Source organism: Microvirga pudoricolor, from assembly GCF_016892705.1.
Lineage (GTDB): Bacteria > Pseudomonadota > Alphaproteobacteria > Rhizobiales > Beijerinckiaceae > Microvirga > Microvirga pudoricolor.
Map to the genome: position 1 here is coordinate 888,101 of NZ_JAFEMB010000001.1, position 25,219 is coordinate 913,319.

The window sequence follows — 25,219 nt, forward strand, 5'->3', positions numbered from 1 at the left end:
CATTCACGGTCCGGACAGTCCGGTCGTGTCCGTAACCGAGCGGGGGTTGTCCGGAACGGATGACAGAGGATCAGGGATCAGCCAGCTCGGCTGCCGCTCGATCATGCGATGCACCCTCGGCCGTCCCGAGCCCTGATGCATCGCCCACAGCTTCTCCCCGATGGCCGCATCGGCCTGCGTGATCCGCTGGTTATGGCGCACATATTCGACCCAGGTCGGCAAGTGGTAGCGCTCGATCCAAAGCTCCGGATTCTCCAGGTCGCGCAGGAGCGTCCAATGACGGGCGCCGTCGCGGCGCCGCACCCTGCGCCGCTCTGCCATCACGCTGAGGAATGTCACGACATCCTGCTCCCTGATCAGAAACTCGATCGTCACCACGACCGGTCCGCTGCGCGGTCTGATGTCCAGCGCGATGTTCGGCTGGGTCCAGCGGCGCAGCGGATCGAGATTGAGGGATTGCAGTTCCGGCAGCCGGTAAAGCAGCCCCAATGCGCCTCCGGCAAGAAGAACGGCGCCCGCGATGAGAAGGGCGGACCCGACGCCATAGCGCTCAGCGAGCGACCCCCAGATCCAACTGCCGCAGGCCATCCCGCCGAAGGTCGCCATCTGGTAGAGCGCGAGGGCGCGGCCAACCACCCAGCGGGGCGCCGACAACTGCACGGTGACGTTGAAACTGGACAGCGTCAGAACCCAGCTGGCCCCTCCGATCACCAGTGCCCCCATGGTGAGGGGTGTGGATCGGCTCAGGCCGGCGGCGATCACACAGGCCGCAAAACCTGCAAAGCCGAGCCGCACGATGGCCTCGATGGACATCGACTGGCGCAACCGGGCGCTTCCCAAGGCGCCGCAGACCGCGCCGACACCGAACGCGCCCAGCAGAAGCCCGAATGTCAGAGGTCCTCCGCCCACCAGATCGCGGGCGATCAGCGGCATCAGGGCCTGGATGGCGATGGCCGCGAGTCCGAACGCCGCGCCGCGGATCAGGACGGCGCCGATATTCGGAGACATGGCAACATAACGGACGCCCGCCGACATGGCCGTGGTCAGCGACTCCGGAGGGAGAAGCCTTGGCGGGGCCTCGGGGCGCCAGCGCGCCAGCACGACGATGAGACCGACGTAGCTGACGGCATTCACCGCAAAGGCCCCGAAGGCGCCGGCCGCCGCCACGATCGCGCCGCCGATCGCCGGTCCGACGCTTCGGGCGATGTTGAACCCCATGCTGTTGAGGGCGACCGCGCCGGGCAGATCGGAACGGGGCACCATCTCGCCGACGAGAGACTGCCAGGCCGGTCCGTTGAAGGCGATGCCGCATCCCACGAGAAACGTGAACGTGAGAAGGAGCCAAGGCGTCATGAGGCCGAAATAGGTGAACGCCGTCAGGCCCACGGAGACGACCAGCATGAAGATCTGAGCCGTCAGCATCAGCTTGCGCCGGTCGAAATTGTCCGCGATCGCCCCCGCCGCCAGGGAGAACAGCATGATCGGCAGCGTGGTCGAGGCCTGTACCAGGGCGACCATGCCGGCCGAAGTGCCGAGAGACGTCATCAGCCAGGCGGCTCCCACCGACTCGATCAGACCTCCGAAATTCGACGCGAGGCTCGCGAACCAGACGTCCCGGAAAATCCGATGCCGGAAAGGGGACAACGCTGAGGGTGGACGTTCCAACGCTCGGTGACCTCCCAGGATCGGCTCGCGCCATGCCGCGGCCAGCATCCTGCTTACCAAAATCACGGACATAGCGTTTCAGACGGTGCTTTACAGCCGCCATCTTCGGATTTCGAGGAAAAGTCTGGCCTCGCCCCCAGTTCGGAGAGGAATCCCCCCGGGCGCGGCCGTGACGGCCGGGTGCCAAGGCGACAGACCAACGGCCTAACCACTCCCAGGCCCTGGAGTACGCCCAATGAATTCTCATATCATATGTAATTAATGCAGAAGATAATTTTTCACACTTGTTAGTAAATTGACCATTCGAGCCGGAAATATAATTTAAACGCCGTCAGACATAGCTGCAAATGACAGTGTTATGATCGGTACCTATCGTCAATAACTGACCTTAGGATGAACATATACTCACTTTGCGATATGGGCTGAAAGTAACTTGTTAAACGGATAGGTGTCCCTTGGCCATTTTTTCTCTAGGCAGCACGGCAGGGTACGGCATCGACATGTCGATGCTGATGGAGAGCGACTTCGGCTTCGCCAAGGACAGGCTGGGCCTTTCGTTCCAGAAATGGGCTGACGGCCCGGCGAGCACATCGGGAGACGTTTCGCTCAGCGTCAGCCGCTGGAACATCCACAACGGCGCGGCCGACACGATGAGCGCGACCTACTCCGTGGACGCCCAAGGCGGGCGCCCGACGATCAAGTCCGTGGAATTCGGCGGCCTGCCGCTCACCGTGACGGGCCTCGATCTGGCTCTCACGGCGACGGAGTACCAACTCGGCAACTGGGTGCACCGGCTCAACGAAGGGGACGACACCTTCTACGGCACGAACTACGACGACGTGATCCAAGCGGGGGACGGCCACGACATCGTTTACGGGTATGCCGGGAACGACATCATCCTTGGCAATGACGGGAACGACTGGCTCTACGGCGGCTCCGGCGACGATCGGCTGTTCGGCGGCGTCGGCAACGACATGCTGGCCGGAGGCGCAGGGCGCAACTACCTCGACGGCGGCTCCGGCTTCGACACCGCCATCCTCGACGGCGGCCGAGACGACTACGCCTTCACGTATCAGACCGATGGGTCCGTTCTCGTTCGCAACGGCGCCGGCGAGATCCTCGACACCCTGATCGGGATTGAGGCCATCCGGTTCCAGGACGGGACCGCCAACATCACGGAACTCGTTCCGAACGTCCAGCAGCCCCCGAACAACGGCAACGATCCGGGGGTCACCCTTCCGCCGGTCTCGGAGGCCCCCGCGCCTGGCGGTCCCTCGGGCGCCGTGCCCGAACAGCCCGCCGCAACGGATGCCTGGATCTATGGGCTGTGGTGGCCGGACCGCCTGCGCGGGTCCGACCTGAACGACCATATCTTCGGTCGCGGCGGGGACGATTGGCTCTACGGCAGCGGCGGCAACGACTGGCTGCACGGCGGACGCGGCCACGACAACCTGTTCGGCGGAAGCGGCCGGGACGCTTTCGTGTTCGACACGAAGCCCAGCAAGCACAATGTCGACCGCATTGCCGACTTCAACGTTCGCGACGACTCGATCTACCTCGAGAACGCGTTCTTCAAGAAGGTCGGCAAGGCCGGCGAACTCATGAAGTCCGCTTTTCATAAGGGCGAACAGGCGCACGACGCGAGCGACCGGATCATCTACGACAAGAAGACCGGAGCGCTCTACTACGACCCGGATGGAACGGGTTCGGCCGAGCAGATCAAGTTCGCCCAGGTTTCAAAGGATCTGAAGATGACCTACAAGGATTTCTTCGTCATCTAGCGAAACAGTCACTCGGCAGGCACGGCCGCCTTGAGGCCTGCCGGGGACGGTTGCGGCATCTCCTGGAGATACCGAACCCTCATGCGCAGGAACGGGCGCTCGATCAGGCGGAAGGTGACCCAGGAGACGGCGATCGTTCCTGGCAGGACAAGAAAAAGCCCGTTGACCAAGGACGCGCCGAAGGGCTGAAGTCCGAAGTCGAGCGGGCCGAGCTGAAGCACCGCCGCAATGACGCAGACGTGGAGCAGGTACATCGAGAAGCTGATCTCGCCGATCGACGCGAGGAAGGCGGACAAGCGCGTCGGCAGGCCCGGCGCGAGCGTCAGATACCCGATGATGAAGGCTGCCCATCCCACCGCCTCGACCGGCGGCCAGGCAATCTTCCACATCTGCGCGTTGGGCAGTCCGCCCGCCTGATTGTACAGGTAAAGCAGGGTGAGCATGGCGCCCACCGCGACCGGGCAAAGCAGCCCGACCCATGCCCCGGACCACGCCCGATAGGCCAGGGCGGCGCCCATGCCGATGAGGAACTGGTCGATCCTGCCGAAGATCGTCCAGTACGATATGTCATGGGCATCCGCACCGTCGAGGACGAGAAGCCCGCGCAGGAGAAGCGCTCCGCCGATCATCACGGCCAGAACGACCGGGCCGTTTCGGTACACCAGCGCCAGGAGCAGGGGAAACAGCAGGTAGAACTGAAATTCCGGTGCGATCGTCCAGAACAGGGTCGTGAAGGGATAGAGATCGGGCACGAACCAGAGATCGACGGGATCCAGGATCTGGAACGGAATGGCCAGCACCGCCAAGACGCCGAGCGGCTCGACCTCCGAGAAGCGAACGATGCAACCGACTACGAAGATCGCCAGCATCAGGGGATAGATACGCAGAATCCGGTTCACCAGAAAGCGCCCGTAGAGGATGCGTTTCCCGTAGGCAATGTGCGTGAAGATGAAACCGCTCAGCACCATGAAGAGCGCAACGCCCGTATGCCCCTCCATCATGAGCGACTGGAGCGGGTTCTGCGCCGGCGTCCCGATGAGTTCACCGCCGTAGCCCTCCGCGAGCCGTCCGCCGATCCGCGTGTAGCAATGCTGAAACAGCACCAGAACGGCCGCGAAGGCCCGGATGTGATCGACAGCCGGAATATAGGATGAGTTGAGGCTCTTCATGAATCATGGCCCGTTGCAGAACGCTGCTTGGTTCTTGGGAATTGAGGATGCGGCACCTGGGCTCGGGCATCCATGGACGTGCGATCTCGTTCCTCGAAGTGAGGTCTGATCGACAGGCTGCAGCGTCAGCTATGGCGGCGTGAGACAATCCATTCGACGAGGATAGAAGGAACGAGTCCGACTGCAAGAACGAACGACCGGCTCATAGGCGGTACACCGCCCGAGGGATCTGAGGGCGCGTTCGGCATGGAACTTGACTCCATGGCCTCGGGACTGGCCCGAGTTCCGCCCAATTTCTCACCCTCAGCGCCCCTTGCGGCTCGGACGAGGCAAGCGGGAACGCCCGCCTGCCGCTCAGAGGCCGAGTGCCGTGGCGCGATCACGAAACCGCTTCAACAAACCGTGAAGCGGCGGTCAAGCCGACCGAGGCACGACCGCCGTCGCCTCGATCTCGACCAGGGCCTGCGTCTCGACGAGTCTCACGACCTGGACGAGAGCCATGGCGGGATAGTGCCGGCCGAGGACCTCCTTGTAGGCTTGGCCGAGGTCCCGAAGGTGCGCAAGATATTCGTCGATGCTCACGACGTACCAGGTCAGGCGCACGAGGTGCCTCGGCTCCGCCCCTCCTTCCGCCAGGATGGCCTTGATGTTCTCCAACGTCTTGCGGGCCTGCGCCACGAACCCGTCGGGGAAGCGGCCCGTCTCGTCCCAGCCGATGATCCCGCCCGTGACCAGGAGCTTCCCGTCCGCCAGGATGCCGTTGGCGTAACCCTTGGGAACCGGCCAGTTCTTCGGATTCAGGGTCTCGTGCCCGTCGGCAGGGGCCGGTTCCGCTCTCGTGTCCATCACGGCATTTCTCCTCGCACGTTCCCTGTTACGCCTTGGACGTGGCAGGGGTATTATCGGTCGTGTTGGTGCGCGAAGCGGACGTAACGGCCATCTTCAGCATCTCACGGGCAATGACGATCTTCTGGACCTCGGTCGCTCCCTCGTAGATCCGCAAGGCGCGAACGTCGCGGTACAGCTCTTCGGCCTTCACGCCTCTCGTGACACCGAGGCCGCCCATCATCTGAACGGCTTTGTCCACGATCTCCTGGGCGGTCTCTGTCGCGTACATCTTGGCCATGGCGGCCTCTCGCGTCACACGAGCCGCGCCCCCGTCCTTCGTCCAGGCGGACCGGTAGACGAGGAGGGCCGCGCTGTCGATCCCGGTCGCCATGTCGGCAAGCGCCGCCTGGGTCAATTGCAGGTCGCTCAGAGGTGCACCGAAGAGCCGGCGGGTGGAGGAATGGCGCAGGGCATCGTCCATGGCCCGGCGGGCGAACCCGAGGGCCGCGGCTCCCACGGTCGAACGGAACACGTCCAGGGTCGCCATGGCGATCTTGAAGCCCTCGCCCCCGCCTCCGATCCGCCGGGAGAGCGGGATCCTGCACCCCGAAAACCGCAGCGTCGCCAGCGGATGGGGGGCGATCACCTCGATGCGCGCCTCGACCGACAGCCCCGCGGTGTCGGCATCCACGATGAAGGCGGATAGCCCGCGCGCACCCGGCGCCTCGCCGGTCCGGGCGAACACCACGTAATGGTCCGCGATGCCGCCGTTCGAGATCCAGGTCTTCACGCCGTCGAGACGGACGTGATCCGGGCCGTCCGGCGTCGCGGTGGTGCTCAGGGCGGCCACGTCGGACCCAGCCTCCGGTTCGGACAGCGCGAAGGCCGCGATGGCCTCCCCGCCCGCCACACGCGGCAGATAGCGCCGCTTCTGCTCCTCCGAGCCGAACAGCGTGATAGGTCCGGTGCCAAGCCCCTGCATGGCGAAGGCGAAATCGGCCAGGCCTTCCTGGTAGGCGAGGATCTCCCGGGTCAGGCACAGGGTCCGCACGTCGAACGCCGGGAACAGTCCGCCATAGGCTTCGGGCACGACGGCCTTCAGCCATCCGTCCAGGCCCAGCAGCCGCACGAGCCCCCGGCACGTGCCGTCCACATCGTGATGGTCGACGGCGCCCTGCAGGGCCGTCTCGGCCCATGGACCGAGGCGGGCGGCGTATTCGCGATGGCGGTCCTCGAAGAAGGGCCAAGCCAGGAAGCTGGCGTCGATCACGTCAGTCTCCCTTGAAAACGGGCTTTTCCTTCGCCGCGAAGGCCCGGTAGGCCCGCGCGAAGTCCTCGGTCGTCATGCACAGGGCCTGGGCGACGGCTTCCGCCTCGATGGCCTCCTCGACGGACATCGCCCATTCCATGGCGAGCATGCGCTTGGTCATGGTGTTGGCGTAGGTCGGGCCGGTGCCGATGGCTTTGGCGAGATCCTGCGCCTCGCCCAGCAAGGAGGCGGACTCGACGAGCCGGCTGAAGAAGCCCCACCGCTCGCCCTCCTCGGCGCTCATGAAACGGCCCGTATAAAGAAGCTCCGAAGCCCGTCCCTGGCCGATGATGCGAGGCAGGATCGCGCAAGCGCCCATATCGCAGCCCGCGAGGCCCACCTTGTTGAAGAGGAACGCCACCTTGGCGCCCGGCGCGGCGATGCGCAGATCGGACGCCATGGCGACGATGGCCCCGGCCCCGGCGCAGATGCCTTCGACGGCCGCCACGATGGGCTGCGGCGCGGCCCGCATGGCCTTGACCAGTTCGCCGGTCATGCGCGTGAAGGCCGTGAGCCCTTTCGTGTCCATGTCGACCAAGGGTCCGATGATCTCGAAGACGTCGCCTCCGGACGAGAAATTGCCCCCGGCCCCCGCCATGACCACGGCCTTGACCTCGTCGTCATGGGCACAGGCATGGAAGAAGTCGGTCAGCTCCCGGTAGCTTTCGAAGGTCAGGGGGTTCTTCTTCTCGGGACGATCCAAGGTCACGGTCGCCACCGGTCCGTTCACCGCGAGACGGAAATGCCGCGGCGTGAAGGCCGAGAGAGGCAAGGTGACGGAATTGGCATAGCGGGTCATACGGTCTCACCGGTCATGGCGTTGCGGGCGGAAAACTTGGTGCGGGCGAGGAGCCGCATGAGATCCTTCTGCTCCTTCGCGCTCAGGTCGCCGAACAACTCGGCAATCCAGGTCTCGTGCGCGGCCGCCATGGCGCGAAACTCCGCCCGGCCGGCCTCCGTCAGGCTGATGATCTGCGCCCGGCGATCCGTCGCTGACACCCGGCGGTCGAGGTGCCCCGACACGGCGAGCCGCTCCACGAGACCGGTCAGGTTTCCGTTCGACACCATCATGCGCCGCGACAGGTCCGACAGGGTCATTCCGTCCGGCGCCTTGTCGAGCTGGGCCATCAGGTCGAAACGGGGCAGCGTCACGTCGAACCGCTCGCGCAGGCGGCGGCGGATTTCTCCCTCGATCATGGTCGAGCAGGTGAGAAGGCGCAGCCACAAGCGCAATTCCTCACGGTGGTGCTCCGGGCTCTCGGCCGCCTTCGTCTCCGCATCGAGAGGCAGGACTTGCGAGCTCATCTTAAATCTCCCCTCCGGCGACGGCGATGGCCTGCCCGGTCACGGAGGCGGCCGCATCACCGCACAGCCACAGGACCGTGCCGGCGACCTCGTCGGGCCGGATCAACCGGCCTTGCGGGTTGTGCCTGACCAGCTCGCTCAAGGCCTCCTCCCGGGAGCGTCCGGTCTTGCTCACGATGCGGTCGAGGCTCTCTTCCACGAGATCGGTCTCGGCGAAGCCCGGACAGACCGCGTTGACCGTGACGCCGGTCCTGGCCGTCTCCAAGGCGAGGGACCGGACGAAGCCCACGACGGCATGCTTGGAGGCGCAGTAGGCGCTCACATACGGATAGCCCTTGAGGCCGGCCGTGGACGCGATGGCGACGATGCGGCCGAAACCCCGCTTCGTCATGGGCTCCAGCGCCGCTTGGGCGGCATGGACGGATCCCATGAAGTTGACGTCGATCATCCGGCGGAACACGTCCTCGCCGGATCTTGAGAAAGGCGCCGAGACGGCGGCGCCCGCATTGGCGATCAGGAAGTCGATCGGTCCATCCGATGCAGCGGCCTCGGACATGGCGGCGCGCACGCTGGCGGCATCGGTCACGTCGGCCGTGAGGCCTCGATGAGCGCCCCCTTCGGAGACGGCGCGATCCAGGGCGGCCCGGTCCCGGCCGAGGATCGTGACCCTGGCGCCGGCGTCCTTGAGGCTCGACGCGATCGCGCGCCCGATGCCGCGCCCGCCTCCGGTCACCAGCGCGTGGCGGCCCTGAAAATCGCTTCTCATGTCATTCCGCCGCCAGGGGCTTCTCGCGCCCTTCCATCTTGAGTTCGGCCCGGGTCTTCGGCTTGCCCCGAATCTTGAGGTCCTCGAGATCCTGCCGGTCGCGGACGCTGTTGCGGAAGATCTGGTCGCGGCCCGGCAGGTATTGCGGCGGGCAATGGATCGAGGTTGCGCCGTACCAGGCCGCCGCCTTCAGGGTGAAGGACGGGTCGACCAGATGCGTGCGCCCAAGCGCCACGAGGTCGGCGCGACCGGCCGCCAGGATCGTGTTGACCTGGTCGGCGGTCGTGATGTTGCCGACGCACATGGTCGCCACGTGGGCTTCGTTGCGGATCTGGTCCGAGAAGGGCGTCTGGAACATGCGGCCGTAGATCGGGCGCGCCTCGCGCACGGTCTGCCCCGTGGACACGTCCACCAGATCGGCGCCGCGCTCGGCGAAGGCGCGGGCGAACTCCACCGAATCGTCCCCCGTCACGCCGCCCTCGGCCCAGTCGGTCGCGGAAATGCGCACCGACATGGGCTTATGCGCCGGCCAGACCGCCCGCATTGCCTCGAACACCTCCAGCGGAAAGCGCAGCCTGTTCTCGAGCGTCCCGCCATACGCGTCTGTGCGCCGGTTGGTGAGCGGCGACAGGAAGCTCGCCAGCAGATAGCCGTGGGCGCAGTGAAGCTCGATCATATCGAAGCCTGCGCGCTCGGCGCGGCGGGCCGCCTCGACGAATTGCTCCGTGATCACCTCCATGTCGGCGCGGGACAGCTCGCGCGGGACCTGGCTGTCGGGAAAATAAGGGATGGCCGACGCGGATGCGATGTCCCACGCCCCCTCGTCCAGGGGCCGATCCATCCCGTCCCACATGAGCTTCGTCGCCCCCTTCCGGCCGGCATGGCCGAGCTGGAGGCAGAATTTCGCGGCCGAATGAGCATGGACGAAGTCGACGATGCGCTTCCAGGCCGCTTCCTGCTCGTCGTTCCAGAGGCCCGCGCAGCCCAGGGTGATCCTCGCTTCCGGGGACACGCAGGCCATCTCGGTGAAGACGAGGCCTGCACCGCCGGCCGCGCGGGCGCCGTAATGCATGAGGTGCCAGTCTCCCGGCACGCCGTCCCGGGCCGAATACATGTCCATGGGCGAGACCACGACCCTGTTCTCCAGAACCATGTCCCGCAGGCGGAAAGGCTGGAACATCGGAACGACGGGCTTGTCGACCGAGACGTCGAAGCCGTTGCGTCTGACGCGTTCCGCGAAGGAACGGTCGACGGCCGCGACGAAGTCCGGCGCTCTCAGGCGCAGATTGTCGTAAGTGATGGCCTTGGCGCGGGTCATGACCCCGAACGCGAATTGGACGGGGTCGAACCCCCAGAAGCGCGCCACGTGCTCGAACCACACCAGGGACACGTCGGCGGCATGCTGGGTCTTCTCGACCTCCTCCCGCCGGCCCGTCTCGTAGAGGGCGAGCGCGTCCGCCACGCTCCGTTCCCGCAGGAGGGCCTCATAGAGCGCGATGGCATCCTCCATGGCGAGCTTGGTGCCCGAACCAATGGAAAAGTGCGCCGTCGCCTTCGCGTCGCCCAGCAGGACCCTGTTCCCCATCACCCAGCGCTTGTTGCGGATCATGGGGAAATTGCGCCAGATCGACCGGTTGGTCAGGATGCGGTGCCCGTCCAGGAACCAGCCGAAGATGCTCTCCATGAGAGCGGCCGCCTCGGCCTCCGTCTTACCCTCGAGCCCGGCGCGCTCGAAGGTCTCCGGATCGGTCTCGAACACCCAGGTCGAGCGGTTTGCCTCGTACTGATAGGCGTGGGCGATGAACGGTCCCCACTCCGTCTCTTGGAAGATGAACGTGAAGGCGTCCAGGGGCTTGGTCGACCCCATCCAGGTGAACTTGTTGGGCCGCAGGTCCACCTCGGGCTGGAAATGCTCCGCGAACCGGTCCCGGAAGCGGCTGTTGATGCCGTCGGACACCACCACGAGATCCGCGTCGGCGACCAGGGCTTCGTCGTCCACGTCGGTCTCGTAGTGGAGCCTGACCCCCAGTTCAACCGCCCGGTCCTGCAGGATCAGGAGCAACGTGCGGCGCGAGCAGCCGCAGAAGCCGTTGCCGCCGATGCGGTGCTCCGTTCCCTGGAAATGGATGGCGATGTCGTCCCAATAGGCGAATTCGCGGGTGATCCGGTCGTAGCTCGGGCGGTCGTACCTCTCGAAATTGTCGAGGGTCGCGTCCGAGAACACGACGCCGAACCCGAAGGTGTCGTCGGCCCGGTTGCGCTCATAGACGGCCACATCCCATTGCGGCCACTGTTTCTTCAGAAGGATCGCGCAATAGAGCCCAGCCGGGCCGCCGCCGATGATCGCCGTTTTCATGAGAGCTCCAACCCCGAGCGCGTGTCTGATTTATTTTAAGCTTAAAACATTTTCGCATCAACCCTCCCCGCCTGATGCGAGGCGGGGCGTCCGCTGCCTCAGCCCGCCAGCGCGTCCTCCGGGCTGGGCTCGGCCGCGATCCTGCGCAGTTCGAAGCGCTGCAGCTTGCCCGTCTGCGTACGTGGCAGGGCGTCCACGAATTCGATGGCCCGCGGATACTTGTAGGGGGCGATCTCGGCTTTGACGTGATCCTGCAGCGCCCGCGTCAGCTCGGCGCAGGCCTGCGTGCCGGGACGGAGGACCACGTAGGCCTTGACGACCATGCCCCGCCCGTCATCGGGCGCCCCGACGACGCCGCACTCGGCCACGGCCGGATGGGACAGAAGCGCCGCCTCCACCTCGGGGCCCGCGATGTTGTAGCCGGAGGACACGATCATGTCGTCGGAGCGGGCCTGGTACCAGAAGTACCCATCCTCATCCATGAGGTAGCTGTCCCCGCTGACGTTCCAACCGTTCTGGACGTATTTGCGCTGCCGATCGTCCGCGAGATAGCGGCAACCGGTCGGTCCGCGCATGGCGAGGCGGCCGACGGTTCCAGGCGGGACGTCCTGGCCGTTCTCGTCGATGATCTTGGCCTCATAGCCCGGCACGGGCTTGCCCGTGGCACCGGGGCGGATGTCGTCCTCGGCGGCCGCGATGAAGATGTGCAGCATCTCGGTCGCGCCGATGCCGTCCATGAGCTTGAGGCCCGTGGCGGATTTCCAGGCTTCGAACGTGTCCTTCGGCAACGCCTCCCCTGCCGACACGCATTTGCGCAGGGTCGAGATGTCATGCTCCGCGAGTTTCGGCAGCATCGCCCGATAGGCCGTGGGCGCCGTGAAGCAGATTGTGGCGCCGTATTGTCCGATAGCGGGCAGCAGGTCGTCGGGCCCGGCCCTTTCCAACAGGATCGTGGACGCACCGATGCGCATTGGGAAGAGAACGATTCCGCCGAGCCCGAACGTGAAGGCGAGCGGCGGCGAGCCGATGAAGCGGTCGCTGGGCTCGGCCTTCAGCACGTTGCCGGCGTAAGCGTCGCAGATCGCCAGCATGTCCCGATGGAAATGCATGGTGCCCTTCGGCTCGCCCGTCGTGCCGGATGTGAAGCCGATGAGGCAGACATCGTCAGCCGCCGTGTCGACCGCCTCGAAGATCGGGGACGCGGCCGCGATCCGCGCTTCCAGGCCGTCGGGGGCGCCGCTTCCGAAAGTCACGACCTGTCCCAGGCCCGGCGAGAGCGCCTTGGCCCGCTCCATCTCGTCGATCAGGCGATGATCGCAGAACGCGATGGAGATCTTCGCCTTGGCGATCGGGTAGGCGATTTCCTTGGCGCGAAGGAGCGGCATGGTGGCCACGACCACGCCCCCGGCCTTCAGTACAGCCAGGTAGAGCGCCACCATCATGGGGTTGTTGCCGGAACGCAGGAGTACCCGGTTGCCCGGAACGAGCCCCAGATCGTCCACCAGCACATTGCAGATGCGATTCACGCGATCCTGCAACGCCCGATAGGTCAGCGTCTCCGTCGGGCTGATCAGGCAAGGCGCTTCCCCCCTGCCCTCGTCCACCCACCGGTCGAGAAAGGCCGTCGCGCAGTTCAGGCGCTCGGGATACTGAAGCTCCGGGCGGGCGAAGAGGAATTCCGGCCACTGATCTTGGGGCGGCAGGTTGTCTCTCGCGAAGGTGTCCACATGAGCCGTATGCGCCATCACCCGCTCCCCTCGCCATGATCCCTCGCACCAGCCGGGCACGCTCCCGGCTGCCGCTGACGGCAGCCGGCAAGGTCACGCAACCGTTAGCGGACGCGCTTGAATTCACGCGGAAATCCGCTTGCCGAAGCTCTCAAAATATTTAAAGCTTAAAATAATACTTGGCAATCCTGAACATCAGAACGATCATGGACCAGTGGCCGAAACGCGCATGGAAACCATAGGACGGGAGCCCGAGTAGCAACGGCCGGGGAATTGCGGCAGATTACCGCCGGAGACCGGCAAGGCGACTCACAACGCCCAGCCGGAGAGCAATCGCAGCACGGCAAACCGTGCGCGGGGAACAGCCACTTTCGGGAGTGCATGATGAATCCTACGATGAAGTCCCTCGGCCTGACGGCAGCCCTCAGCCTGGCCGCCGTCCCGGCTCTGGCGCAGGAAAAGTTGAAGGTCGGCCTGCTGCTGACCCTGTCGGGCCCTTCCGCCGTGCTCGGGCAGCAGGCGCGCGACGGGTTCCAGCTCGCCGTCAAGGAAATGGGCGGCAAGCTCGGCGGACGCGACGTCGAGGTCATCGTGGTGGATGACGAGCTGAAGCCCGATGTGGCGGTGACCAAGGTCAAGGGCCTCATCGAGCGCGACAAGGTCGACTTCGTCGTCGGCCCCATCTTCTCGAACGTCGCGGTGGCGGTCCACAAGCCCATCGTGGACGCGCAGACCTTCTACATCAGCGTGAATGCGGGCCCGTCCAATCTCGCGGGCAAGAGCTGCAACCCGTACTTCTTCGCGACGTCCTATCAGAACGACCAGAACCACGAGGTTCTGGGCAAGGTAGCTCAGGACCGCGGCTACAAGAAGGTTTACCTGCTTGCCCCCAACTACCAGGCCGGCAAGGACGCGCTCGCAGGATTCAAGCGCCACTACAAGGGCGAGATCGTCGAGGAATCCTATGTGCCGCTGAACAACCTGGACTTCCAGTCGGAGCTCGCCAAGATCGCCTCCATGAAGCCCGACGCGATCTTCACCTTCATGCCGGGCGGCATGGGTGTGAACCTCGTGAAGCAGTATCGCGCGGCCGGACTTGCGGATCGGATCCCGTTCCTGTCCGCTTTCACGGTCGACGAATCCACCCTTCCGGCCCAACAGGATGCCGCCATCGGAATGCTCGGCGGCTCCAACTGGGCCCCCAATCTCGACACGCCCCAGAACAAGAAGTTCGTGACGGCCTACGAGGCCGCCTACAACTCGGTGCCGGGGTCTTATTCCATGCATGCCTACGACGCGGCGCAGATGATCGACACCGCCCTCAAGGCGACGGGCGGCAAGATGGACAACAAGGACGCGGTGCGGGCCGCCCTCAAGAAAGCCGACTTCAAGTCCCTGCGCGGTGACTTCAAGATCGGTGCCAACGGCTTCCCGGTCCAGGACTTCTACCTCGTGAAAGCCGCCAAGCGCCCTGACGGCAAGTTCCAGACTGAAATCGTCGAGAAGGTCTTCGACGACTACGTGGACGCCTATGCGAAGGAATGCGCCGCGACGAACTGAGCGGTCTCTCTCGTGCCCGTCCCGGCCCTTGGCCGGGGCGGGGCCTGTGCTCCCCCGGCGCCACCGGAACGGCGGGTCCGCTCCTTCCCTCCGCCCGCTCCCTCCGCGCCCTGGAGATCGCTTGCCCATGAAAAGCCGATGACAGCGACCCTCTTTCTCGTTCAGGCCCTCAACGGCCTCCAGTTCGGCCTGATTCTGTTCCTCATCGCGGCCGGACTGACGCTGGTTTTCGGCGTCATGGATTTCATCAATCTGGCGCACGGGGTCCAGTACATGGTCGGCGCCTACCTGGCCGCCGCCTTCACGGCCTGGACCGGGAATTTCGGCCTCGCCCTCCTCCTGGCGCTCCCGTCCGCGCTAGCCTTCGGCCTTCTTCTCGAAGTGCTGATCTTCCGCCATCTCTACGACCGCGACCACCTGGATCAGGTTCTCGCCACGTTCGGCGTGATCCTGTTCCTGAACCAGGGCGTCAAGTTCGTCTGGGGAGCGGCCCCGTTGAACGTTCCCGTGCCCGAGATCCTCTCGGGCTCCATCGAAATCGCCGACGGCCTGCTCTATCCGGTCTATCGCCTTGCGATCATCGCGGCTGGCCTCGCGGTGGCGGCGCTGCTCTACGGTCTCGTGAGCCACACGCGGGTCGGGATGCTGGTGCGCGCCGGCGCCTCCAATGCCCCGATGGTGGCGGCCCTCGGCGTCAACATCAAGCGGCTGTTCATGATCGTCTTCGGGTTCGGAGCCATGCTGGCGGGCTTCGCCGGCGCGATGGTGGCCCCCATTCTGTCCGTCGAGCCCGGCATGGGCGACAACATCCTGATCCTGGCCTTCGTGGTCATCGTCATCGGCGGCATCGGGTCGATCCGCGGGGCTTTCCTCGCCGCCATCCTGGTCGGCCTCGTCGACACCGTGGGACGCTCCTTCGCGCCCAACCTTCTTCGCCTGGTTCTCGATCCGGCGAATGCCAGCCAGACCGGCCGGGCCATCGCGCCGATGTTGATCTACATCTTCATGGCGGCGATCCTGTTCTTCCGGCCGGCCGGCCTCTTTCCCGCGAAACGCTAAGGCCGTCGCATGTCCCCAATCGCCGAAACGCGTCCCGTTGCGATCACAGGCCAGCGACGGCGTGTCGAATGGCTTCCCGTCATCTTGTTCGGAGCCTTCGTGCTGGCGCCCGTCTTCGCCGCGTTCTCGGGCGCCGAAGGCTATGTGCTGTCGCTCCTGACGCGGGTGATGATCTTCGGCATCGCGGCCATGTCCCTCGATCTCATCCTCGGCTACGGGGCGCTCGTGAGCTTCGGCCACGCGGCCTTCCTGGGCATCGGCGGCTATGCGGTCGGCATCCTGGCGGCCCACGGCGTCGAGGACGCGCTGGTCCAGGTGCCGGTGGCTCTGGCGGCCTCGGCGCTGTTCGGTCTCGTTACCGGCGCCATCTCGCTGCGCACGAAGGGCGTCTATTTCATCATGATCACCCTGGCCTTCGGCCAGATGCTCTATTTCCTCGCCACCTCGCTCGCGTCCTATGGCGGCGATGACGGCATGACCCTCGCAGCCCGCAGCCTCGTGGCGGGCCTGCCGCTCCTGAAGGGCGATTTCGCCCTGTACTGGGTCTGCTTCGTCTGCCTGCTCGGCACCTATGTGCTGGCCCGGTCGATCGTGGCGTCCCGCTTCGGGCGCGTCCTGCGCGGCTCCCGCGAGAATGCGACCAGGATGGAAGCCATCGGCTTTCATCCGTTTCGCTACCAGCTCGTCGCCTACATGATCAGTGGCATGATGGCGGGCCTGGCCGGCTGCCTTCTGGCCAATCAGGCCGAGTTCATCAGCCCCGCCTTCATGACGTGGCAACGATCCGGCGAGCTGATCTTCATGGTGGTGCTCGGCGGCCTCGGATCGCTTCACGGCGCGGTCCTCGGCGCCGCCGCCTTTCTCCTTCTCGAAGAATTCCTGCCGGAGATCCTTCACATGCTCGGCTTCATGTTGAGCACCGACATGCAGGCCAGGCTGGTCGAGAACTGGAAGATGGTCTTCGGTCCTCTCCTCATCCTCATCGTGCTGTTTGCCCGCGGCGGCATCATGGGAATGCTGGGAGGCCGCCATGAATGAGCCTCAGCTCGCGCTTCGCAACCTGCGCAAGGCCTACGGAGCCCTCGTGGTCACGGACGGCGTGGACCTGACGGTGCAGGCGGGCGAGCTCCATGCGATCATCGGCCCCAACGGGGCCGGCAAGACCACGCTCATCCACCAGATCTCGGGGCTTGCATCCTCGGATTCCGGTCAGGTGCTCTTCGATGGACGGGACGTGACCGGCCTGCCGATGCACAAGCGGGTTCGTCATGGCCTGGCCCGCTCGTTCCAGATCACCTCGATCCTGCCGAAGTTCTCGGCCCTGGACAACGTCGCCCTCGCGGTGCAGGCCCGCTCCGGCTCGAGCTTTCGGTTCCTTGGAGATGCCTCGCTCGAGGCGGACCTCAACGAGCCTGCGATGGAGTGCCTGAATCTCGTCGGCCTTGGAGCCCGCGCCGCGATCCCGGCCGGGCTTTTGTCCCACGGCGAGAAAAGACAGCTCGAACTCGCGATCGGGCTGGCGACGCAGCCTAAGGTCCTGCTTCTCGACGAGCCCTTGGCCGGAACGGGCCATGAGGACGCTCAACGGGTCGTCGAGACCCTCAGACGCCTCAAAGGGCGCATCACCATCGTGTTGATCGAGCATGACATGGACGCCGTCTTCTCTCTTGCGGACCGCGTCAGCGTGCTGGTGTATGGCCGTCTGATCGCAACGGATTCGCCCGAAGCCATCCGGGCCAATGCGGAGGTGCGCAGCGCCTATCTCGGAGAGGAGGCGGCCTGATGCTGTCCGTGCGCAATCTGCAGGCCTCCTATGGGGCTGCGCAGGTCCTGTTCGACATTTCCTTCGAGGTCGGAACCGGCCAAGTCGTGACACTCCTGGGTCGTAACGGGATGGGCAAGACCACCACCATACGAACCCTCATGGGTCTTCTCCCGGCGAGGAGCGGCGACATCCGCTTCGAGGGCGCCCCGATGGCGGGCCTCGCCCCCTACCGCATCGCGAAGGCGGGGATCGGCCTCGTTCCGGAAGGGCGGCAGATCTTTCCGACGCTGACGGTCGAGGAGAATCTCGTTGCGACGGCGGCGGCGCGCAGCGGCGTACGCCGCTGGACCCTCGACGCGATCTACGACCTGTTCCCGCGCTTGAAGGAACGCCGCGCCAATCTCGGCACGCAGCTCTCGGGCGGCGAACAGCAGATGCTGGCGATCGGCCGGGCTCTCATGACCAACCCGAAACTCATGATCCTGGACGAGGCCACGGAAGGCCTGGCGCCTCTCATCCGGGCCGAGATTTGGGCCTGCCTCAAGCGCCTGCGATCGGAGAACCAGTCCATCCTCGTCATCGACAAGAACGTGGATGTGCTGGCGGGATTCGCGGACCGCCATGTGATCGTCGAGAAAGGCCGCTCCGTGTGGTCCGGCACGAGCGCCGAACTGATGTCCGATTCCACCCTCAAGGATCGTTACCTCCACGTATGAACGGAACCCGCGCCCCCATGTCCGAAGCGGTCGACCTCGAAGCCGAATACAACAACCGTGCGCGGGTCCCGGGGCACGGAGAGAACATCGCCGGCTGGCACCGCGACGCGGCCGCCTACAGGGAGGTTGCCGCCTGCGAACTCGACCTGTCCTATGGACCGGAGAAACGGCATCGGCTGGATCTCTTCTTCGCCTCGAACGGAGACCGGAACGGCCCCATCGTGTTCTTCATTCACGGCGGGTACTGGCAGGCTTTGGACAAGTCCTCCGCGAGCCATCTGGCGCGCGGCGCGAACGAGCGCGGGTTGACGGTCGCCATCCCAAGCTACCGCCTGGCTCCGGCGGTGACCCTTGCCGAGATCGTAGCGGATATCGAGAGGGCGGCCGATTTCGTCATGGAACGGACAGGGTGCCCGATCGTGGCGACGGGACATTCGGCGGGTGGCCATCTCGCGGCTTGCCTGATGGCGCGAACGGACGCTCCCCGGCGCCCCGTGAAATCCGCGATGCCGATCTCCGGCCTGTTCGATCTCAGCCCCCTCGTGCCGACCTCGATCAACAAGGCTCTCGGCCTGAGCGTGGACGACGCCCGCAGGCTCAGCCCGATCCTTTGGCCGCCTCCGGCATCCGGGCATCTGGAGGCCATCGTCGGAGGGGCCGAGAGCAGCGAGTTCCACCGCCAGTCCCGCGACATCGTCGAGCGCTGGAGCGAGGCGGGGGTCGCGGCTCGGTTCCATGAGGTGGCCGGAGCTCATCACTTCGACGTTCTCGACGGTCTCGTCGATCCCGGCGATAATCTGGTCGACCACCTTGTGCGGCTGGCGGAACGCGCCTGAGGCCGTGGGCCGGCAAGCCAAGTCATGGAGAGTTGCATGTCCCGGGAACAGGAAGGCATTCAGACGGACTTTTCCAAGGATATGAGCTATGGCGACTATCTGCAGCTCGACACCCTTCTGTCCGCCCAGATCACACTGACGAACGAGCACGACGAACTGCTCTTCATCGTCATCCATCAGGTGATGGAGCTATGGCTGAAGCTCCTGAACCGCGAGCTGGACACGTCTCTCGACCACCTGCGGGCCGACGAGCTCCAGCCTGCCTTCAAGTGCTTTGCCCGCGTCAACCGCATCCAAGAACAGCTGATCCAAGCCTGGACGGTGCTCTCGACCATGACGCCCTCGGATTACCTGCGGTTCCGCGAGACCCTGGGACGCTCCTCGGGATTTCAGTCGTGGCAGTACCGGCTTGTCGAGTTCAAGCTCGGCGCTAAGGATCCCGGCAAGATCGGGCCTCACCGGCACCGCGAGGATCTTCTGGCAAAGCTTGAGGCCGCCTTGCACGCACCGAGCCTCTATGACGAGACGATGCGGGTTCTGGCCCGCCGGGGCTATGCGATCCCGGAGGATGTGCTGGGCCGCGACCTGTCGAAACCTCATGAGCCGAATGAGGCCGTCGAGCGGGTGTGGATCGAGATCTACAAGAACTCGGATGCGCATTTCGACGTCTACGAGCTGGCCGAAGAGCTCGTGGACCTGGAGGACGCCTTCCAGCAATGGCGCTTCCGCCACATGAAAACCGTGGAACGGATCATCGGGATGCGGCGCGGCACGGGCGGTAGCGCCGGCGTCGGCTACCTGCGCCACGCGCTGGAGAAGTCGTTCTTTCCCGAACTCTGGTCGGTCCGCACCAAACTCTAGAGACGGCAAGATCCATGCTCGACCTGCGCCCTGACTTCTCCCGCTTTCTCGGCTCCGATCCCGGCCGCCTGCATTTCGCGGCGCACAGTCATCACCCCTGGCCGGACGTGACGCGGGAGGCGCACCTGCAGGCCTGGGAGGACGCGGCCCGGCTGATGGACGACAAATGGGAGACGGTGCTGGGACCCGTGCTGGAGGAATTCCGCGCCCATGCGGCGGCGCATCTGTCCCTTCCGGATCCGGGCACGATCGCCATCGCGCCGAACACCCACGAGTTCGTCAAGCGGATCCTCTCCTGCTTTCCGGACGGACGTCCCACCCGCATCTTGACCACCGACAGCGAATTCCATTCCTTCAGCCGCCAGGTGGCGCGGCTGGAAGAAGACGGGCTCGTCTCTGTCACACGGGTGCCGGCGGAGCCCTTCGACACGTTCGAAGACCGCCTTCTGGCAAAGGCCGCCGGACAGGACCTGATCTTCGTGAGCCAGGTCTTTTTCAATTCCGGCTTCGCGGTGGACATCGATCGCCTCCTGGAGGCTCCGGAGGACGCCATGATCGTCGTCGACGGCTACCATGGCTTCATGGCCCGCCCGACCTCGGTGGCATCTCTGGCCAGCAGGATCTTCTACCTCGCCGGCGGGTACAAATACGCGATGGCAGGCGAAGGCGCGTGCTTCATGCATTGCCCGCCGGGATGGGGCCCGAGGCCGCGCGACACCGGCTGGTTTGCGGCCTTCGGGAACCTGACCGGCGCGCAATCCGGCTGGATTGGCTACAGCGAGGACGGGTGGCGGTTCATGGGGTCGACCTTCGATCCGTCCGGCCTCTACCGCTTCAACGCCGTCATGCGCTGGCTGTCCGAGCGGCACATGACGCCCCAGATCATTCACGAGCACTCCCTCGACCTGCAGGAGCGCTTCCTCGTCTCCGGTGCCCGGGCGCTCGGGCTTGATGCTCAGGCGCATGCGGGGCTGCCCGCACGGGACCGCCGCGGGAACTTCCTCTCTCTTGAGATGTCCGATGCCGGAAAGGTCTATGGGCTTCTGAAATCCCGCAACGTGGTGACGGATTACCGGAACGACCGCCTGCGCATCGGGTTCGGGATCTACCAGAACATGGACGACGTCGACGCGCTCGTGAGCCGGCTCGGTGAGCCCTAGGGTGTTACGCCTTTTTGCAGGATGGCGTTGACAAGACGCTGGCTCTCCAGGGCTTCGGCACCGGAGACCCGCGGCTGGCGCCGTTCTTGAACCGCATCGAGGAAATCAGCGATCACGGCCCGATGGGCATCGTGCGGGAAATCCATGATGCTGGCGCCGCTGCCTGTCTTCCCCTCGGCCTCGACGGTTTCACTTCGACCGTCCAGGAAGGAGATTTGGAGCGTTCCGCCGATCAGGGACGCGTAGCCCTGGGTGCCGATGATCTCGATGCGCTCGGGATGTCCCGGATAGGCAGCCGTCGTCGTCATCAGGGTTCCGGGAGCGCCGTTTCCCAGGCGCAGCAGCGCCGCCACGTAATCCTCGGTCTCCATGCGGTGGAGGCTCGTGGTCGTCACATCCGCCGCGACGACGTCCGAGACGCCGACGAGGGACCGGAACAGGTCCAGCGAATGGATGGCCTGCGTCAGCAGGACACCGCCGCCGTCGCGCGCCAAGGTGCCGCGTCCCGGCTCGTCGTAATAGCTCTGCGGACGCCACCAGGGGACGGCCAGGAAGCCTGCCTGGACGGATCCGAGTTCTCCCGAGGCCAGGGCCTCTCGCAATCTCACGCTGCCGGGCCGGAAGCGATGCTGGAGAACGACGCCGAAACACGCATTCGCGGCGTGCGCCGCGGCCACGAGGCGCTCCGCCCTTTGCAGGGTCAGCTCCAGCGGCTTCTCGACCAGAACATGCTTGCCCGCCGCAAAGCATCGCTCCGCGACGTCGAGATGCGTGCTCGGAGGCGTCAGCACCAGAACTGCCTGGACGGCCGGGTCGTTGATGGCGGCCTCGATGTCGGTGGTCGTTCGGAACGGGAACTGCCTCGCATAGGCCTCGGCCCGCTCCTGCGAGCGGCTGGCCGCCCAGATCACCTCGGCGCGATCGGCGAGGTCCAAAAGGCTCTTGGAATGGGGCTGCGCGGCAGGCCCCAGGCCGATGACGGCCAGACCGATTTTTGTCATGGCGAGGCGTTGTCCTGAAGGGCGTTGGCGGGGGGAAGGCGGAGCCGCGCCGCCTGGGCCTGCGCTTCGAGGGCGAGACGGCACACGGCGAAGACGTGGTCCTGGCGCATGGCGGTCTGGCTGCGGTCCCGGACATCGGCGACGAAATTGTGGAAGTAGGTCAGGGGCTCTGAGCTGGCGTCGATGTGGCGGGTGCCATTCCGATCCACGAGGATCACATGGTCCGTTCCCGAGCGTCCGGCCGGATCGACATATTTGCGCAGCTCGATCGAGCCCTCCGTCCCCAGGATGAAAAGACGCCCGTCCCCCCAGGTCGGCAGACCGTCGGCCGTGAACCAATCGACCCGGACGTACCCGTTGGCCTCGGGACTGCGGAGAAGGATCTCGCCGAAATCCTCGAAGTCCGGCAGGTCCTGGGATCCGAAATGCCCGACGGACGACGTGACGACGCTGGCGTCCGTCGAACCGGTAAAATGCAGGAATTGGTCGATCTGGTGAGAGGCGATGTCGCACAGGATGCCGCCATAGGCCCGCGCGTCGAAGAACCAGGACGGCCGTATGGCCCGGTTGAGGCGATGAGGGCCCATGCCCAGGGTTTGAACGACACGACCGATCGTGCCGTCCCGAATGATCTTCTCCGCCACGAGAGTGGCCGGAACGATGAACCGCTCGGAAAAGCAGATCGAGAAGATCCGCCGCGTCTCCGCAACCGCTCGTTCGACCGCGGCGAGCTGATCGAGCGATGTGACGCCGGGCTTGTCCACCATCACGTCCTTGCCGTGCCCCATGGCCTCCACGGCGATGCCCGCGCGATCGCACGGAACGGCAGCGGACAGGATCACGTCGACGGACGGATCCTCCATCAGGCGTCGGCGGTCGCTGACAGGTAACAGAGTCGGGTATCGTTCCCGGAACCCCTCCAGGACCCGCGGATCGCTGGAGGCCGGATCGTAGCCGGCGCAGGTTGCGCCGGCTTCCAGGAGACCACCGACCATATGATAGATATGGCGGTGGTCGAGTCCGATGACGGCAAAGCGCATGGATTTACTTCACTGCGCTGCCGATTTCCTGATCCCATCGCCGGAAGGCCGCGACCAGGCGCTCGGGCGTGAGAGGCGTCTCGGTCGGCAGCTTGGTGATGAGTTCGTCGTAGGATGGCCGGCCGTATTCCTGGAGAACCGCACGGCTTTCCTCCGGCGCCATGGCGAGGGTAACGCCCTTGACGGCGGGGCCCGGATAGAAATAGCCCTTATCGTATGTCACGGCCTGCTGCTCGGGCTTGAGCATGAACGACATCAGGCTCAAGAGAACGGCGATCTTCTCGTCCGGCACGCCTTTCGGGATGCACATGAACTGGGTGTCGGGAATCCAGCGGGTTCCGTCGAGCGCGAACACGTTCGCCTCTTTCGGCACGATGCCGAGAGCGCGAGGGTTGATGTCCCAGCCGCAGGTCGTCACGATCATGTCGCGGGTCCCCTCCCCCAGCTCCTTCATCGTGGCGCCCGTTCCGGCCGGATAGTAGTCGATGCCGGTCCCGAGTTCCTTGAGGTAGCTCCAAGTCTTGTCCCATCCGTTCATGGGATCCTTCGGGTCCTTGTCGCCGAGGATGTAGGGCATACCCATCAGGAACGTCCAGCCCGGACCGGAATTGACGGGCCGCGCATAGGTGAAGCGCTTGGGGTTGGCCTTGACCCAGGCGAGCAGATCGGCGGCCGTCTTCGGGACGGACTTGACCTTGTCGGGCATGTACTCGAACAACGGACCCGACGGGGAATAGACCACGGCCACGCCCTGATCCTGCCCGAAGTTCCGCTGCATCATGAGGGCTTGCTCGTGATAAGTATCCTCGGGCTTGGGCAAGCTGGCCGCGTGGGACTTCCACACGTCAACCCACAGGCCCTGCTGGATGCCGTCGGACATCGCGCCAGGCCCCGTGAGCACCAGATCGATATCGACCTTGTTCGCGTCCTGCTGGGCCTTGAGCTTGCCCGGCAACTCGGGCGACGGCGCGCGGCTGAAGGTCAGGCGCGACACGAGCTTCGGGTTTTCGCGGGCGAAGCGCTCGATCGCAACCTGCGTCAGCTGCAGGTTTCCGGCCACATCGATGATGTTGAGCGTCACGGGATTGGCGGGGAGCTTGGCGGTCTGGGCGCGAGCTCCTGCTCCGTAAAGGATGGCGGCGCCAGACAGGCCGCCCAGCACGCCACGGCGTGTAAGATGGGACATCGTATCCTCCTGATGTGGAACCTTCTTTGAACGGAGGAGCGAGACGCCCGCCGGTCGTCGTGTTCTCAGCTGCCATGGTAGTCGGTCAGTCAGCGATGGCGTACATCTCTTTCGTATAAGATCTGGTCGGTCCGACGCACGAAAAGCTTTCTCTCACGTGGCAGCGGGTCTGTCGCGCAAGAAACCGTGATGGGAAGTGCAGGCGACGGCTTGAGAAGTCTTTCTGCTTGCGAGACACAAACTAAACTTCCTTCGACGAAGTGTGACCGCCTTCACATCCAGTCCAACCTGTTTGGGAATACATATCCGGCACCAGAAGAGGATCGCCGGATGTCAGGGTTTGCAACGACGCTCATGTCCGGAATCATCGTTGGCTTGATGGTGGCCGTTCCGATCGGTCCGATGGGACTGCTCTGCATCCAGCGAACGCTCGGCTACGGCCTATCGGCGGGACTGGCGACCGGATTTGGCGCCGCGACGGTTCATGTCGTGTTCGGGGCCGCCGTCGCTCTGGGCCTCGACGCCCTTCTCGAAACCTGGTCCAGAGGCAGCGCCCCATGGCTCTCCGTCATCTCGGCAGGAATCCTCATATGGTTCTCCACCCGAATGCTTCGCCGGAGCGTCGCGGTGGAGACGCCGAAGGCGCAGAAGGGCGAATGGGTTCGCCACTACGTCAGCGCGCTTGCCTACAGCCTGACTAACCCCCTCATGATCCTGCTGTTCGCAGCGGCACTCCCGGCCGTGACGTTGCCGGGCCATCACCTGATGCCCTTGCCCCTTACCATCGGGGTCTTCATCGGATCCGCCACTTGGTGGATCGTCCTGAGCTCGGGCGTCGCCGCTGCACGAAACTATGTGTCGAACCGGTTTCTCAACCTGACGAACAAGACCGCCGGTCTCATCTTCGCCGTTCTGGGAGCCACGATGCTCGCGAGCACGGTCCAGCGACTCATGTGGTCCTAGTTTGCGAATGAGCCGCCGGTATGATTTCGACGCAACAGACAAAGCATACGCTTCAAGAGCGGCGTCCGGTTCTCGACATTGGAAGCCTAACTTTCAAAAGATCGATAATAGTTTTATGTTGACATGAACAAGCCTCGCGCGGGAGTTCCTCGGTGGATCTTAGGGT

At 65.0% G+C, this 25,219-nt stretch carries 22 protein-coding genes; 10 read left to right on the top strand and 12 right to left on the bottom strand.

Annotation, left to right across the window (positions count from 1 at the left end; all coding sequences use genetic code 11):
* Positions 1-3: 3 nt before the first annotated feature.
* A complete protein-coding gene (locus ILT42_RS04155) occupies positions 4-1,665 on the bottom strand; it encodes an MFS transporter (RefSeq protein WP_204214048.1) in 1,662 nt (553 codons plus the stop codon).
* Positions 1,666-2,120: 455 nt separating this feature from the next.
* Here ILT42_RS04155 and ILT42_RS04160 point away from each other — a divergent pair, with 455 nt between their 5' ends.
* On the top strand, positions 2,121-3,446 hold the full coding sequence (locus ILT42_RS04160) for a calcium-binding protein (RefSeq protein WP_204214049.1): 1,326 nt from the start codon (positions 2,121-2,123) through the stop codon (positions 3,444-3,446).
* An 8-nt stretch (positions 3,447-3,454) separates the two neighbouring features.
* On the opposite strand, the gene ILT42_RS04165 is transcribed toward ILT42_RS04160, so the two are convergent.
* The 8 genes from ILT42_RS04165 to ILT42_RS04200 form a co-directional block, all read right to left on the bottom strand.
* Positions 3,455-4,615: an acyltransferase family protein gene (locus tag ILT42_RS04165; RefSeq protein ID WP_204214050.1), complete on the bottom strand. Its 1,161-nt coding sequence runs from the start codon at positions 4,613-4,615 to the stop codon at positions 3,455-3,457.
* A 414-nt stretch (positions 4,616-5,029) separates the two neighbouring features.
* Positions 5,030-5,461: a RidA family protein gene (locus ILT42_RS04170; protein ID WP_229428462.1), complete on the bottom strand. Its 432-nt coding sequence runs from the start codon at positions 5,459-5,461 to the stop codon at positions 5,030-5,032.
* A 28-nt stretch (positions 5,462-5,489) separates the two neighbouring features.
* Positions 5,490-6,713 carry an acyl-CoA dehydrogenase family protein gene (locus ILT42_RS04175; protein WP_204214052.1) on the bottom strand — a complete coding sequence of 408 codons (1,224 nt, stop codon included), beginning with the start codon at positions 6,711-6,713 and terminating at the stop codon, positions 5,490-5,492.
* A gap of 1 nt (position 6,714) precedes the next feature.
* Entirely contained in the window at positions 6,715-7,551 is an 837-nt protein-coding gene (locus tag ILT42_RS04180) for an enoyl-CoA hydratase family protein (protein ID WP_204214053.1), read from the bottom strand.
* Positions 7,548-8,057: a MarR family winged helix-turn-helix transcriptional regulator gene (locus ILT42_RS04185; protein WP_204214054.1), complete on the bottom strand. Its 510-nt coding sequence runs from the start codon at positions 8,055-8,057 to the stop codon at positions 7,548-7,550. Before ILT42_RS04185 ends, ILT42_RS04180 begins: the two co-directional genes overlap by 4 nt.
* A 1-nt stretch (position 8,058) precedes the next feature.
* Entirely contained in the window at positions 8,059-8,823 is a 765-nt protein-coding gene (locus ILT42_RS04190; RefSeq protein ID WP_204214055.1) for an SDR family NAD(P)-dependent oxidoreductase, read from the bottom strand.
* Between the two features lies 1 nt (position 8,824).
* Positions 8,825-11,179 (bottom strand): bifunctional salicylyl-CoA 5-hydroxylase/oxidoreductase, encoded by a 2,355-nt coding sequence (locus ILT42_RS04195; protein WP_204214056.1) that lies wholly within the window; start codon positions 11,177-11,179, stop codon positions 8,825-8,827.
* A 98-nt stretch (positions 11,180-11,277) separates the two neighbouring features.
* Complete coding sequence (locus ILT42_RS04200) at positions 11,278-12,924, bottom strand: benzoate-CoA ligase family protein (RefSeq protein ID WP_204214057.1); 1,647 nt, start codon at positions 12,922-12,924, stop codon at positions 11,278-11,280.
* A gap of 366 nt (positions 12,925-13,290) precedes the next feature.
* On the opposite strand from ILT42_RS04200, the gene ILT42_RS04205 reads away from it, so the two are divergent.
* The 8 genes from ILT42_RS04205 (at position 13,291) to ILT42_RS04240 (ending at position 20,863) form a co-directional block, all read left to right on the top strand.
* Complete coding sequence (locus ILT42_RS04205) at positions 13,291-14,466, top strand: ABC transporter substrate-binding protein (protein WP_204214058.1); 1,176 nt, start codon at positions 13,291-13,293, stop codon at positions 14,464-14,466.
* Positions 14,467-14,604: 138 nt separating this feature from the next.
* Positions 14,605-15,525 carry a branched-chain amino acid ABC transporter permease gene (locus ILT42_RS04210; RefSeq protein WP_204214059.1) on the top strand — a complete coding sequence of 307 codons (921 nt, stop codon included), beginning with the start codon at positions 14,605-14,607 and terminating at the stop codon, positions 15,523-15,525.
* Between the two features lie 9 nt (positions 15,526-15,534).
* Positions 15,535-16,563, top strand: coding sequence for a branched-chain amino acid ABC transporter permease (locus ILT42_RS04215; RefSeq protein ID WP_204214060.1), 1,029 nt, complete (start codon positions 15,535-15,537; stop codon positions 16,561-16,563).
* The gene (locus ILT42_RS04220) at positions 16,556-17,308 is read left to right on the top strand and encodes an ABC transporter ATP-binding protein (protein ID WP_204215114.1); all 753 of its coding nucleotides are present in this window, start codon (positions 16,556-16,558) and stop codon (positions 17,306-17,308) included. The genes ILT42_RS04215 and ILT42_RS04220 overlap by 8 nt, the downstream gene beginning before the upstream one ends.
* Positions 17,308-18,006: an ABC transporter ATP-binding protein gene (locus tag ILT42_RS04225; protein WP_204214061.1), complete on the top strand. Its 699-nt coding sequence runs from the start codon at positions 17,308-17,310 to the stop codon at positions 18,004-18,006. Before ILT42_RS04220 ends, ILT42_RS04225 begins: the two co-directional genes overlap by 1 nt.
* A 17-nt stretch (positions 18,007-18,023) precedes the next feature.
* The gene (locus ILT42_RS04230; RefSeq protein ID WP_204214062.1) at positions 18,024-18,842 is read left to right on the top strand and encodes an alpha/beta hydrolase; all 819 of its coding nucleotides are present in this window, start codon (positions 18,024-18,026) and stop codon (positions 18,840-18,842) included.
* Between the two features lie 36 nt (positions 18,843-18,878).
* Complete coding sequence (gene kynA / locus ILT42_RS04235; protein ID WP_204214063.1) at positions 18,879-19,703, top strand: tryptophan 2,3-dioxygenase; 825 nt, start codon at positions 18,879-18,881, stop codon at positions 19,701-19,703.
* A 14-nt stretch (positions 19,704-19,717) separates the two neighbouring features.
* Positions 19,718-20,863, top strand: a complete 1,146-nt coding sequence (locus tag ILT42_RS04240; RefSeq protein WP_204214064.1) for a kynureninase/PvdN C-terminal domain-containing protein — start codon at positions 19,718-19,720, stop codon at positions 20,861-20,863.
* On the opposite strand, the gene ILT42_RS04245 is transcribed toward ILT42_RS04240, so the two are convergent.
* The 3 genes from ILT42_RS04245 to ILT42_RS04255 are packed head-to-tail and all read right to left on the bottom strand — an operon-like array spanning position 20,860 to position 24,090.
* Positions 20,860-21,864, bottom strand: coding sequence for a Gfo/Idh/MocA family protein (locus ILT42_RS04245; RefSeq protein WP_204214065.1), 1,005 nt, complete (start codon positions 21,862-21,864; stop codon positions 20,860-20,862). The genes ILT42_RS04240 and ILT42_RS04245 overlap by 4 nt on opposite strands.
* A complete protein-coding gene (locus ILT42_RS04250) occupies positions 21,861-22,904 on the bottom strand; it encodes a Gfo/Idh/MocA family protein (protein WP_204214066.1) in 1,044 nt (347 codons plus the stop codon). The genes ILT42_RS04245 and ILT42_RS04250 overlap by 4 nt, the downstream gene beginning before the upstream one ends.
* Positions 22,905-22,908: 4 nt before the next feature.
* Entirely contained in the window at positions 22,909-24,090 is a 1,182-nt protein-coding gene (locus ILT42_RS04255) for an extracellular solute-binding protein (RefSeq protein ID WP_204214067.1), read from the bottom strand.
* A 330-nt stretch (positions 24,091-24,420) separates the two neighbouring features.
* On the opposite strand from ILT42_RS04255, the gene ILT42_RS04260 reads away from it, so the two are divergent.
* Positions 24,421-25,053 (top strand): LysE family translocator, encoded by a 633-nt coding sequence (locus tag ILT42_RS04260; protein WP_204214068.1) that lies wholly within the window; start codon positions 24,421-24,423, stop codon positions 25,051-25,053.
* Positions 25,054-25,219: the final 166 nt, after the last annotated feature.

Bases quoted from the DNA above. Each gene is read 5' to 3' on its own strand.
- ILT42_RS04165 (WP_204214050.1), bottom strand. From the start codon at position 4,615: ATGAAGAGCCTCAACTCATCCTATATTCCGGCTGTCGATCACATCCGG.
- ILT42_RS04170 (WP_229428462.1), bottom strand. From the start codon at position 5,461: ATGGACACGAGAGCGGAACCGGCCCCTGCCGACGGGCACGAGACCCTG.
- ILT42_RS04180 (WP_204214053.1), bottom strand. From the start codon at position 7,551: ATGACCCGCTATGCCAATTCCGTCACCTTGCCTCTCTCGGCCTTCACG.
- ILT42_RS04185 (WP_204214054.1), bottom strand. From the start codon at position 8,057: ATGAGCTCGCAAGTCCTGCCTCTCGATGCGGAGACGAAGGCGGCCGAG.
- ILT42_RS04190 (WP_204214055.1), bottom strand. From the start codon at position 8,823: ATGAGAAGCGATTTTCAGGGCCGCCACGCGCTGGTGACCGGAGGCGGG.
- ILT42_RS04195 (WP_204214056.1), bottom strand. From the start codon at position 11,179: ATGAAAACGGCGATCATCGGCGGCGGCCCGGCTGGGCTCTATTGCGCG.
- ILT42_RS04200 (WP_204214057.1), bottom strand. From the start codon at position 12,924: ATGGCGCATACGGCTCATGTGGACACCTTCGCGAGAGACAACCTGCCG.
- ILT42_RS04205 (WP_204214058.1), top strand. From the start codon at position 13,291: ATGAATCCTACGATGAAGTCCCTCGGCCTGACGGCAGCCCTCAGCCTG.
- ILT42_RS04210 (WP_204214059.1), top strand. From the start codon at position 14,605: ATGACAGCGACCCTCTTTCTCGTTCAGGCCCTCAACGGCCTCCAGTTC.
- ILT42_RS04215 (WP_204214060.1), top strand. From the start codon at position 15,535: ATGTCCCCAATCGCCGAAACGCGTCCCGTTGCGATCACAGGCCAGCGA.
- ILT42_RS04220 (WP_204215114.1), top strand. From the start codon at position 16,556: ATGAATGAGCCTCAGCTCGCGCTTCGCAACCTGCGCAAGGCCTACGGA.
- ILT42_RS04225 (WP_204214061.1), top strand. From the start codon at position 17,308: ATGCTGTCCGTGCGCAATCTGCAGGCCTCCTATGGGGCTGCGCAGGTC.
- ILT42_RS04230 (WP_204214062.1), top strand. From the start codon at position 18,024: ATGTCCGAAGCGGTCGACCTCGAAGCCGAATACAACAACCGTGCGCGG.
- kynA (WP_204214063.1), top strand. From the start codon at position 18,879: ATGTCCCGGGAACAGGAAGGCATTCAGACGGACTTTTCCAAGGATATG.
- ILT42_RS04240 (WP_204214064.1), top strand. From the start codon at position 19,718: ATGCTCGACCTGCGCCCTGACTTCTCCCGCTTTCTCGGCTCCGATCCC.
- ILT42_RS04245 (WP_204214065.1), bottom strand. From the start codon at position 21,864: ATGACAAAAATCGGTCTGGCCGTCATCGGCCTGGGGCCTGCCGCGCAG.
- ILT42_RS04250 (WP_204214066.1), bottom strand. From the start codon at position 22,904: ATGCGCTTTGCCGTCATCGGACTCGACCACCGCCATATCTATCATATG.
- ILT42_RS04255 (WP_204214067.1), bottom strand. From the start codon at position 24,090: ATGTCCCATCTTACACGCCGTGGCGTGCTGGGCGGCCTGTCTGGCGCC.
- ILT42_RS04260 (WP_204214068.1), top strand. From the start codon at position 24,421: ATGTCAGGGTTTGCAACGACGCTCATGTCCGGAATCATCGTTGGCTTG.